Genomic DNA, 10,575 nt, shown 5'->3' on the forward strand with positions numbered 1-10,575 from the left:
ATTGAGTGAACGGGACGGGTGAGGTCGTTTACGGTCACGCGGCGGCGCTTCGGTGCCGCCGCGCGGTCGTGCTTGGCAGTGAGCTGGCGCGTGCTTGACAGCGCCAATTTATCTGACGGATAGTCAGAAAGCTTTCCCGTGCGGTCATCCGACACCGTCGAGCCCAGGGGAGTCCGCTGCTCATGCACCTCGCCCCCACACCCCGCCAGCGGCAGCTGCGCGAGGAACTCCGCGCCTACTTCCGCGAGCTGATCACGCCAGAGACCCGTGCGGCGCTGCCGGGCGACCCAACAGCCCAGCGGCGGCTGTTGCGTCGGATCGGCGCCGACGGGCTGCTCGGACTCGGCTGGCCGGTCGAGTACGGCGGCCAAGGGCGCGGCCCCGACGAGCAGTTCGTCTTCTTCGACGAGGCGTACCGGGCGGGCGCGCCGGTCTCCATGGTCACGCTCAACACGGTCGGCCCGACCCTGATGCGGTACGGCACCGAGGAGCAGAAGCGGTTCTTCCTGCCGCGCATCCTCAGCGGGGAGATCGTCTTCGCCATCGGCTACTCGGAACCGGAGGCCGGAACCGACCTCGCCTCGCTGCGCACCAAGGCCGTGCGCGAGGTGAACGGGGAGAACGGGGTCAGTGCCGGTGACGGTCCCGGCAGTGCCGGTTCCGGTCCCGGCGGGGCGGGCGCCGAATCGTGGCGGATCGACGGCGCCAAGACCTTCACCAGCAACGCCCAGAACGCCGACTGGATCTGGCTCGCCTGCCGCACCGATCCGGCGGCGCCCAAGCACAAGGGCATCTCGATCATCCTGGTGCCGACCGACGCCCCCGGCTTCTCCTGGACGCCGATCGAGACGGTCGCGGGCCTGACCACCACCGCGACCTACTACGACGCGATCCGCGTGCCGGCCGGCCATCTCGTCGGCGAGGAGAACGGCGGCTGGGGGCTGATCACCACGCAGCTCAACCACGAGCGGGTCGCGCTCGCCGCCATCGGCATGCAGGCCGAGGACTTCTACGAGGCCGTCCTCGCCCACGCCCGTACCCCCGATCCGGACACCGGGGGCCGACTCGCCGACCAGGACTGGGTACGGGCCCGGCTGGCGGAGGCGCACGCCCGGCTGGCGGCGACCCGGCTGCTCAACTGGCGGCTGGTCGGGGACGTGGGGGCGGGGACGCTGAGCCCGGGCGACGCGAGCGGCGTCAAATTCGCCGGAACCGAAAGCGCGGTCGCGGTGTATTCACTGTGTCAGGAAATCGCGGGAGAGGCGGGGCTGATCCGGTCGGGGTCGCCGGGAGCGTTCGGGGACGGCGAGTTGGAGCGGATGAACAGGGCCGCGCAGATCAACACCTTTGGGGGCGGGGCGAGTGAGGTGCAGAGGGAGATCGTGGCGACGATGCGGCTCGGCATGCGGCGGGGTCGGCGATGACAGCTGAGGCGGCGATGAGCGCCGAGCCGGAGGAGTGGTACGAGAAGCTGAGGGCGTACGAGGGCCGAGTGGCGGCGAGCGGGGGCCAAGGCAGGGACCCGGTCAACGAGCCCATGATCAGGCACTGGTGCGAGGCGATGGGCGACACCAACCCCGCCTATCCGGGCATCGCGCCGCCGACGATGCTCCAGGCCTGGACGATGGGCGGGCTCGGCGGTCACCCCGGCGGCTCGGCCCGGTCGGAGGCGTATGACGAGCTGCTGGCGCTGCTCGACGAGGCGGGCTGTACCTCGGTCGTCGCCACGGACTGCGAGCAGGAGTATCTGCGGCCGCTGCGCCCGGGAGACCGGATCACCTTCGACGCGGTGATCGAGTCGGTCTCGCCGCGCAAGACCACCAAGCTGGGCACGGGCCACTTCGTCACCACGCGGATGGACATCCAGGCGGGCGGCGAGCTGGTCGGGACGCATCGCTTCCGCATCCTCAAGTACGCCCCGGTGCGGCGGAAGCCGGATCAGCAGCCGGATCAGCAGCCGGATCAGAAACCGAATCCGGAGCGGGAGCCGGAGCAGAGACCGCAGCAGGAGCCGAAGGCGAGGCGCCCGCGTCCTGTGATCAACCGGGACAACGCGGGATTCTGGGAGGGCGTCGCCGCTCACCAGCTGCTCATCCAGCGCTGCACCGGATGCGGCACCCTCCGCTTCCCCTGGCTGCCGGGGTGTGGTGGCTGCGGTTCGCCGGAGTGGGACACGGTCGCGGCGTCCGGCGCGGGCACGGTGTTCAGCTATGTGGTCATGCACCATCCGCCCTTCCCCGCCTTCGATCCGCCGTATGCGGTGGGCCTGATCGAGCTGGCCGAGGGAGTCCGCATCGTCAGCAACATCACGGGGGTGCCGCACGACAAGGTGCGCATCGGGATGCCCGTGGAGCTGGAGTTCCTGCGGGCCGATGACGAGCTGGAGCTGCCCGTCTTCCGAGGGGCGGTGGCCTGATGGACTTCACACCCACCCCGGAGCAGCAGGCCGCCCGGGACCTGGCGGCGGAGATCTTCGGCGATCTGTCCACCCATGAGCGGCTGTCGGCGCTCGGCACCGGCGTCGACGGTGAGCTGTGGAAGGCGCTCTGCGCGGCGGGGCTGCCCGCCGCCGTGGAGGAGATCGGCCTGGTCGGTCTGGTGCTGCTGCTGGAGGAACAGGGCCGGGTGACCGCCCAGGTGCCGCTCGCGGCGAGCTGTTCGTATGGCGTGCTGCCGGTGGCCGCCCACGGCACCGCCGAGCAGCGCGCGCGGCTGCTGCCCGCCCTGCGGGACGGTACGGCGGTGGCGACGGCCGCGTACCGGGCCAGTTGGCGGCCGACGGCCTCTGCGCGCCGGACCTCCGAGGGGTGGGCGCTGAGCGGCACGTTCCCGGTGGTCCCCTGGCTGCGGGCGGCGACCCATGTGCTGGTCCCGGCGCTCACCGAGGAGGGGCGCACCCGCTGCTTCCTCATCGAGACCCAGCCGGTCTCGGCCCCCACCCCCTCTGCCCCGCCTTCCCCTGCCCAGACCACCCCTGCCACGCATCCCTCCGGCGTGCCCGTGCGGACCGAATCCCCCATCCAGACAGAATCCGTTGAGACCACCGCACCAAGAAAAGAGGGGCGGCTCACGCTCCATGACGCACCCGCCGAGCCACTCGGCGACGACGACGGCGTCTGGGCCGATGTGCTCGGCAGGGCCCGTACCGCGTTCGCCGGGTTGCAGGCGAGCGTCTGCCAGGGAGCGGTCGCGCGGGTGGTGCACCACACCTCTGTCCGCGAGCAGTTCGGGCGCCCGCTCTCCGCCCAGCAGGGCGTGCTGCTGCGCGCGGCCGATGCCCATATGGACACCGAGGCGATTCGGGTGACGGCCTACGAGGCGGCCTGGCGCCACGACCAGGGCTTGCCCGCGGCCACCCATGCGCTCACCACCGCCTGGTGGGCCTGTGAGGCAGGCAGACGGGTCGTCCACGCGGGGCAGCATCTGCACGGCGGGATCGGCGCCGACGTGGAGCACCCGGTGCACCGGCACTTCCTGTGGGGGCGGCAGTTGGACGCGTATCTGGGCCCCGCCCCCGCCCTGCTGGCCGAGCTGGGCACCCTGCTCACGGAGGAGGCGGCCGCATGACGGTCACGGTCCGTGCGGGTGAGGCACTGCCCCCGCTGCACATCCCGATCACCCGGACGCTCATCGTCTCCGGCGCCCTCGCCTCCCGGGACTACCAGGATGTGCACCACGACGCCGAGGCGGCCAGGGAGAAGGGCTCCCCGGACATCTTCATGAACATCCTGACCACCAACGGCCTGGTCGGGCGGTACATCACCGACCACTTCGGGCCGCGGGTCCACCTCCGGAAGGTTGCCATCCGGCTCGGTGCCCCCAACTATCCCGGGGACGAGATGGTGCTGACCGGCGAAGTCACCTCGGTCGCCGACGGCACGGCGGAGGTCGCGGTGACCGGGACGAACGGCATAGGCCGCCATGTGACCGGCACGGTCACGGTGGAGCTGCCCACCGGCTCCCCGACCGGAGCGGTCCGATGAGCGCCCGTCGGCCGGACCGGCTCGGAGGGCGGGCCGCCGTCGTGGGCATCGGCGCCACCGAGTTCTCCAAGGACTCCGGCCGCAGCGAGCTGACGCTCGCGGCCGAGGCCGTCCGGGCGGCGCTGGACGATGCGGGGATCGCCCCGGCCGAGGTCGACGGGCTGGTCACCTTCACCATGGACACCAGCCCCGAGATCACCGTGGCCCAGGCATGCGGCATCGGCGAGCTGACGTTCTTCTCACGGGTGCACTACGGCGGGGGCGCCGCCTGCGCCACCGTGCAGCAGGCCACGCTCGCCGTCGCCACCGGGGTGGCGGAGGTCGTCGTCTGCTACCGCGCGTTCAATGAGCGCTCCGGGCGCCGCTTCGGATCCGGGGTGCAGCACCGTGAGCCGTCGGCCGAGGGCGCGGCGCTCGGCTGGTCGCTGCCCTTCGGACTGCTCACCCCCGCCTCCTGGGTCGCCATGGCCGCGCAGCGCTATCTGCACACCTACGGTCTGACGCCCGAGGTCTTCGGTCAGGTGGCCGTCGTCGACCGCCGCCATGCCGCCACCAACCCGGCCGCGTATTTCCATGGCAAGCCGGTCACCCTGGACGATCACGCCGCCTCCCGGTGGATCGTGGAGCCGCTGCGGCTGCTCGACTGCTGTCAGGAGACGGACGGCGGCCAGGCGATCGTGGTCACCAGCGTCGAGCGGGCCCGCGATCTTCCGCGCCCGCCCGTCGTGATCACGGCGGCGGCGCAGGGCTCGGGCCGGGCGCAGGAGCAGATGACGAGCTTCTACCGGGACGACCTCTCCGGGCTGCCGGAGATGGGGCGTGGTCGCGCGGCAGCTGTGGAACGGCAGCGGACTGACCCCCGCGGACATCGATGTGGCCGTCCTCTATGACCACTTCACGCCGTTCGTGCTGATGCAACTGGAGGAGTTCGGCTTCTGCGGGCGGGGCGAGGCGGCCGGATGCGTCGCGGAGGGCGCGCTGCCGCTCAACACCCATGGCGGTCAGCTCGGCGAGGCCTATCTGCACGGGATGAACGGGATAGCGGAGGCGGTCCGCCAGATACGCGGCACCGCCGTCAACCAGGTGCCGCACGCCGCCCGTGCACTGGTCACCGCGGGTACCGGGGTACCGACATCCGGGCTTCTCCTCGGCGCAGACGGCTGAACCACGCGCGTGTCTGCGGCACCGGCCGTCCGGTGTCCACATTCACTCCTCATATGAACCGAGGAAAGAAGAGCAGATGGATGTTCATGGGCTGGGCTGCCAGTCTGATCGCGGTGCTGGCCACCGCGATCAGCGGCCCCGCCGCCGCCTCGGCGGAAGCCCTCCCCGACCCTCGTCCCCTGGGCGCCAAGGTCTTCCAGGGCTGGGGCTTCGACACCTGTCACGCCCCCACGCTCGCCGCTCTGCGCGCGTGGAACGTCTCCCGGTACCGCGCCGTCGGCGTCTACTACGCGGGCCGCGGCCGGGCCTGCCCCAGCCAGCCCAACCTCAGCGTCGCCTGGATGCGCGGTGTGAAGAGCATGGGGTGGCATGTGCTGCCCATCTTCGTGGGGTCCCAGTCCCCCTGCGTCCGCAACAAGAACAAGAGGCACGTCCCCATCGGCAGCACGCCCTGGGCCCAGGGACGCAAGGAGGGGAAGGACGCGGTGGCCCGCGCGAAGGCGCTGGCGATGAAGAAGCGCAGCGCGCTCTATCTGGACATGGAGGCGTACGACCAGGGGAAGGCGAGCTGCGCGGCCACCACGCTCTCCTTCATCCGCGGCTGGAACCGCGAGGTGCGGTCGCACGGCTTCTTCCCCGGTTTCTACAGCAGCGCCGAGTCGGGGGTGCGCCACCTGGAGAAGTCCCGGAGAGCGGGGATTCGTGATCTTCCCTCCGTGATGTGGTTCGCCCGCTGGAACGGGAAGGCGGCACTGGCCGGTGAGCCGGTGCTGGCCAAGACGGCCTGGCATCCGCACCGCCGTATCCATCAGTACGTGGGCAACGTGAAGGAGAAGCACGGCGGCCGGACGCTCCAGATCGACCGCAACAAGGTGGACGCGCCGGTCGCGATCATCAGCTGAGCCGTCGGCGGACCGTCGGCCGGAGGGGGACCCTCTCCGGCATAACCCTGACGGCACAACCCTGACGGAAGTCGCACCCTCTCCATCCGCAGGAGGTGTTGCCGGCCCTACCCCTACAACCTCAGGCTGATTCGGCTTCGGCACTTGTGGCCGATCCGCGGTGAGCCGCTCACTCCCTAGCGTTGGGTCATGACCACGACCGTGTGCCCAGGGGCTTCCCCCGCCGCGTTCCCGTCGTTCACCTCGTACGTACGGGCCCGGGGGCCGATGCTGCTGCGCACCGCCCGCTCGCTGACGCCCAACGCCTGTGACGCCGAGGATCTGCTCCAGACCGCGCTGACCAAGACGTACATCGCGTGGGAGCGGATCGAGGACCACAAGGCGCTGGACGGCTATGTGCGCCGGGCGCTGGTCAACACCCGGACCTCCCAGTGGCGTAAGCGCAAGGTCGACGAGTTCGTGTGCGAGGAGCTGCCCGAGCCGGATCCGGTCCCCGCCCCCGACCCCGCCGAACAGCAGGTCCTGCGCGACATCATGTGGCGCGCGGTGCTGCGGCTGCCGGACCGTCAGCGGGCCATGGTCGTCCTCAGGTATTACGAGGACCTGAGCGAGGCCCAGACGGCGGAGCTGCTCGGGGTGTCCATCGGCACGGTCAAGAGCGCCGTCTCCCGCGCCCTCGGCAAGCTCCGCGAGGACCCGGAGCTGTGCCGCGCGGCCTGACGGCGAGTGGTCCCAGGGCTCGGAGGGGTAGTGACATACCAGCCGGTCGCTTGCACAATCGGCGGACTACCCGCGCGTAACCGTAAAACCCTGGAGGCCACGGTGCTCAGCACGATGCAGGACGTACCGCTGACCGTGACCCGCATCCTCGAGCACGGAGCGCTGGCCCACGGCACGGCTCAGGTGGTCACCTGGACCGGTGGCGGTGAGCCGCAGCGCCGTAGCTTCCACGATGTGGGCCTGCGCGCCACCCGGCTGGCGAACGCGCTGCGCGACGAGCTGGGTGTCGAGCAGGGGCACACCGTCGGCACGCTCCTGTGGAACAACTGCGAGCATCTGGAGGCGTATCTCGCGGTCCCCTCCATGGGCGCCGTGCTGCACACCCTCAATCTCCGGATGCCCACCGGCCAGCTGACCTGGATCGTCAACCACGCCGCCGACCGCGTGATCGTGGTGAACGGTTCGCTGCTGCCGCTCCTCGCGCCGCTGCTGCCCGAGCTGGGTTCGGTGGAGCACATCGTCGTCACCGGTCCGGGCGACCGTTCCGTACTGGACGGGTGCCGGGCCCGCGTCCACGACTACGAGGAACTGATCGAGGGCCGCCCCGAGCGCTACCCCTGGCCGGTGACCGACGAGCGCCAGGCCGCGGCCCTGTGCTACACCTCCGGCACGACCGGCGACCCCAAGGGTGTGGCCTACAGCCATCGCTCCATCTACCTGCACTCGATGCAGGTCAACAGCGCCGAGGCTTTCGGCCTGTCCGCGAAGGACACCCTGCTGCCCGTGGTGCCCATGTTTCACGCGAATGCGTGGGGTACCCCGCACGCCGCCTTCATGGCGGGCGCCTCGATGGTGATGCCCGACCGCTTCCTCCAGCCCGCGCCGCTCGCCGACATGATCGAGGCCGCCCGGCCCACCCTCGCCGCCGCCGTCCCCACCATCTGGCAGGGCCTCCTCGCCGAACTCGGCGCCACGCCACGGGACGTATCGAGCCTCACCCATGTCTACATCGGCGGATCGGCCTGTCCGCCGTCCCTGATGAAAGCGTTCGAGGAGCGGCACGGCATCCGGGTCGTGCACGCGTGGGGCATGACGGAGCTGTCGCCGCTCGGGTCCATGGCCCATCCGCCCGCCGGGCTCACGGCGGAGGAGGAGTGGCCGTACCGGGTGACGCAGGGCCGGTTCCCTGCCTCCGTGGAGTACCGGCTGATCGCGCCCGACGGCGCGGTCGTGCCCGCGGACGGGCAGGCGGTCGGCGAGCTGGAGGTGCGCGGACCGTGGGTCGCGGCCGCGTACTACGGCGGGGCGGCGGGCGAGCCCATGCGGCCGGAGGACAAGTTCACCGAGGACGGCTGGCTGAAGACCGGCGACGTCGGCACGATCTCCCCGGACGGCTATCTGACCCTGACCGACCGGGCGAAGGACGTCATCAAGTCCGGCGGCGAATGGATCTCGTCGGTCGAGCTGGAGAACCACCTGATGGGCCATCCGGAGGTCGCCGAGGCGGCGGTGGTGGCGGTGCCCGACGAGAAGTGGGACGAGCGCCCGCTCGCCACGGTGGTGCTGAAGGAGGGCGCCACCGTGGACTACGAGGGGCTGCGGGAGTTCCTCGCCGGGCGGATCGCGCGCTGGCAGGTGCCGGAGCGCTGGGCCCTGATCCCGGAGGTGCCGAAGACCAGCGTGGGGAAGTTCGACAAGAAGGTCATCCGGAAGCGGTACGCGGACGGGGAGCTGGAAGTGACCACGCTCGACTGAGGGCGCGTGCGCCGACGGCCGTTCCCCTCAGCGGGGTCCGGCCCTCAGCCGCTGCCGAGCCTTCAGTTGGTGCCGATCTTCGCCAGCAGGTCCACGATCCGGGCCTGCACCTCCGCGCTCGTCGAGCGCTCCGCGAGGAACAGCACCGTCTCGCCCGAGGCGAGCCGCGACAGGTTCGCCGGGTCGATGTCCGCGGAGGTGTAGACGACCAGCGGGGTGCGGTTGAGCAGCCCGTTGCCGCGCAGCCAGTCGACGATCCCGGCCCGGCGGCGGCGTACCTGCATCAGGTCCATCACCACCAGGTTCGGCCGCATACGCCCCGCGAGCGCCACCGCGTCCGCGTCCGTCGCGGCCCGGGCGACCTGCATGCCGCGCCGTTCCAGGGCCGCCGTCAGCGCCGCCGCGATCGGCTCGTGCTCCTCGATCAGCAGGACGCGCGGCGGATGCTGTTCGCTGTCGCGCGGGGCGAGCGCCTTGAGCAGGACGGCCGGGTCGGCCCCGTACGCCGCCTCCCGCGTCGCCTGGCCGAGACCCGCCGTCACCAGCACCGGCACCTCGGCGGCGACCGCCGCCGCCCGCAGCGACTGGAGCGCCGTCCGGGTGATCGGCCCGGTCAGCGGGTCGACGAACAGCGCCGCCGGATACGCGGCGATCTGCGCGTCCACCTCCTCACGGGAGTTGACGATCACCGGGCGGTAGCCGCGGTCGCTCAGCGCCTGCTGCGTGGACATGTCCGGCGCGGGCCACACCAGGAGGCGGCGCGGGTTGTCCAGCGGCTCCGGGGGCAGTTCGTCGTCGGGCGGCGGGGTGCGGTCGTCGACGATCTCGATGGCCCCGTTGGGCCCGTCCAGCGGCTCCGGGCCCTCCGCGCCCTCGTCCGGCGCGCCGATCGCGAAGGCGCGCCCCGAACTCTGCGGCGAGGCCGGGCGGGGCGGCTGCGGCCCCGGGCCGGGCTGGGTGCGCGGCTGTGCGCCGGGCGGGGGCCCGGCCTGGCCGGGAGCCTGCGCCGGGGCCTGGGGGTGGGCGCGGGTGCCCGCGGGCTCCAGGTCCGCCGCGGCGTTCTGGTTCGCCATATCGGGCCGGGCGGCCAGCTTGCGCCGTCTGCCGGACCCCGCGGTGGACGTACCGCCGGAGGGCGTCTGGGGCTGCTGCGACTGGGGAGTGCGCTGGTGTTCGCTGACCTGCTGCGCGAACGGCACTCCCTGGCCCAGCGTGCGCACGCTGAACGCGCGCCCCTGAGTGGTGTCCGCGCCCTGCGGAGCGCCATGCGGGGCGCCCTGCTGGGGGCTTTGGGGCGGGCCCTGGGGAGCCTGGGGCGCCTGGCGCGCGTTCTGGGGCGGGCCCTGGGGCGCCGCGTTGCGCGGTGTCTCGGGAGGCAGCTGCTGCGCGGGCAGCTGTTGCTGCTGGGCAGGGGGCTGCGCCCCGGGCGCGGACTCCGGCTGCTCCTCGGCGAGCGGGCGGCGGGCGCGGCGCCGCCCGCTGGGCTGGGCCCCCTGCTGGCCGCCGAGGGAGTCCTGCGGGGACTCGCCCCAGGCGGGCTGCTGCTGTTCGGGGGTGCGGGCGGCGGGGAGCGCGGGCATGGCGGACTCACCCGCACCGGCGCCCGGCCCGGCACCTGGTCCGGCGCCCGGCCCGGCCGTGCCAGGACGCGGGGTCTGCGGCCCGCCCGGCCCCGGGTTCTGGCCCTGCGGGGCCGGTGCCTGCTGCGGAGCCTGACCGGGACCGGACGGCCAGCGTCCGCCCCGCGCGGTGCCGCCCGGGGGCACGGGCTCGCCCCGTACGGCCAGGCCACCGCCCTGCGGCTGGGCCTGGGCCTGCGCCTGTGGGGCGCCGATGCGCGGGTCGCGGCCGCCGGGCTGCGCCGGGACCAGCCCGGCGGGCCCCGCAGGGCCCAGCTCGGGCGGCAGCGCACCGGGCTGTGCCCGGTCGGCCGCAGCCGGCGGCAGCGCGAACGGGGACCGTGCCACGCCGGGTTCCGCCGCGGGCTGCGGCTGAGGCTGGTCCTGACGTTGGGAAATGCTGCTGGGGCTGGCCCTGCTCCGGCACCGACC

Annotated in this window: 9 protein-coding genes and 1 pseudogene; 8 read left to right on the forward strand and 2 right to left on the reverse strand. The window is 72.5% G+C overall.

Going from position 1 to position 10,575, the window contains the following annotated elements; translation table 11 throughout:
- Positions 1-188: hypothetical protein (locus tag SSOG_RS54880; protein WP_208867371.1), on the reverse strand; the 188-nt coding region annotated here is incomplete at its 3' end.
- On the opposite strand from SSOG_RS54880, the gene SSOG_RS22810 reads away from it, so the two are divergent.
- The 8 genes and pseudogenes from SSOG_RS22810 to SSOG_RS22845 all read left to right on the forward strand — a co-directional run bounded on the left by SSOG_RS22810 (position 183) and on the right by SSOG_RS22845 (position 8,524).
- Positions 183-1,424 carry an acyl-CoA dehydrogenase family protein gene (locus SSOG_RS22810; protein WP_009716604.1) on the forward strand — a complete coding sequence of 414 codons (1,242 nt, stop codon included), beginning with the start codon at positions 183-185 and terminating at the stop codon, positions 1,422-1,424. The two genes, SSOG_RS54880 and SSOG_RS22810, sit on opposite strands and share 6 nt — an antisense overlap.
- Complete coding sequence (locus SSOG_RS22815) at positions 1,421-2,416, forward strand: bifunctional MaoC family dehydratase N-terminal/OB-fold nucleic acid binding domain-containing protein (RefSeq protein WP_078510373.1); 996 nt, start codon at positions 1,421-1,423, stop codon at positions 2,414-2,416. Before SSOG_RS22810 ends, SSOG_RS22815 begins: the two co-directional genes overlap by 4 nt.
- Entirely contained in the window at positions 2,416-3,567 is a 1,152-nt protein-coding gene (locus SSOG_RS22820; RefSeq protein ID WP_009716606.1) for an acyl-CoA dehydrogenase family protein, read from the forward strand. The genes SSOG_RS22815 and SSOG_RS22820 overlap by 1 nt, the downstream gene beginning before the upstream one ends.
- Positions 3,564-3,983 (forward strand): MaoC family dehydratase, encoded by a 420-nt coding sequence (locus tag SSOG_RS22825; RefSeq protein ID WP_009716607.1) that lies wholly within the window; start codon positions 3,564-3,566, stop codon positions 3,981-3,983. The genes SSOG_RS22820 and SSOG_RS22825 overlap by 4 nt, the downstream gene beginning before the upstream one ends.
- Positions 3,980-5,147, forward strand: a pseudogene (locus SSOG_RS22830) (lipid-transfer protein). The gene SSOG_RS22825 and the pseudogene SSOG_RS22830 overlap by 4 nt, the downstream one beginning before the upstream one ends.
- 53 nt (positions 5,148-5,200) lie before the next feature.
- The gene (locus SSOG_RS22835; protein ID WP_009716609.1) at positions 5,201-6,049 is read left to right on the forward strand and encodes a DUF1906 domain-containing protein; all 849 of its coding nucleotides are present in this window, start codon (positions 5,201-5,203) and stop codon (positions 6,047-6,049) included.
- A 189-nt stretch (positions 6,050-6,238) separates the two neighbouring features.
- Complete coding sequence (locus SSOG_RS22840) at positions 6,239-6,769, forward strand: SigE family RNA polymerase sigma factor (protein ID WP_009716610.1); 531 nt, start codon at positions 6,239-6,241, stop codon at positions 6,767-6,769.
- A 102-nt stretch (positions 6,770-6,871) separates the two neighbouring features.
- Positions 6,872-8,524, forward strand: a complete 1,653-nt coding sequence (locus SSOG_RS22845) for a long-chain fatty acid--CoA ligase (protein WP_039938425.1) — start codon at positions 6,872-6,874, stop codon at positions 8,522-8,524.
- A gap of 62 nt (positions 8,525-8,586) precedes the next feature.
- On the opposite strand, the gene SSOG_RS22850 is transcribed toward SSOG_RS22845, so the two are convergent.
- Positions 8,587-10,491: a response regulator transcription factor gene (locus SSOG_RS22850; protein ID WP_009716612.1), complete on the reverse strand. Its 1,905-nt coding sequence runs from the start codon at positions 10,489-10,491 to the stop codon at positions 8,587-8,589.
- Positions 10,492-10,575: the final 84 nt, after the last annotated feature.

It is taken from the genome of Streptomyces himastatinicus ATCC 53653 (assembly GCF_000158915.1).
Lineage (GTDB): Bacteria > Actinomycetota > Actinomycetes > Streptomycetales > Streptomycetaceae > Streptomyces > Streptomyces himastatinicus.

Coding starts and splice junctions, on each gene's coding strand:
- SSOG_RS22810 (WP_009716604.1), top strand. CDS start 183: ATGCACCTCGCCCCCACACCCCGCCAGCGGCAGCTGCGCGAGGAACTC.
- SSOG_RS22815 (WP_078510373.1), top strand. CDS start 1,421: ATGACAGCTGAGGCGGCGATGAGCGCCGAGCCGGAGGAGTGGTACGAG.
- SSOG_RS22820 (WP_009716606.1), top strand. CDS start 2,416: ATGGACTTCACACCCACCCCGGAGCAGCAGGCCGCCCGGGACCTGGCG.
- SSOG_RS22825 (WP_009716607.1), top strand. CDS start 3,564: ATGACGGTCACGGTCCGTGCGGGTGAGGCACTGCCCCCGCTGCACATC.
- SSOG_RS22835 (WP_009716609.1), top strand. CDS start 5,201: ATGAACCGAGGAAAGAAGAGCAGATGGATGTTCATGGGCTGGGCTGCC.
- SSOG_RS22840 (WP_009716610.1), top strand. CDS start 6,239: ATGACCACGACCGTGTGCCCAGGGGCTTCCCCCGCCGCGTTCCCGTCG.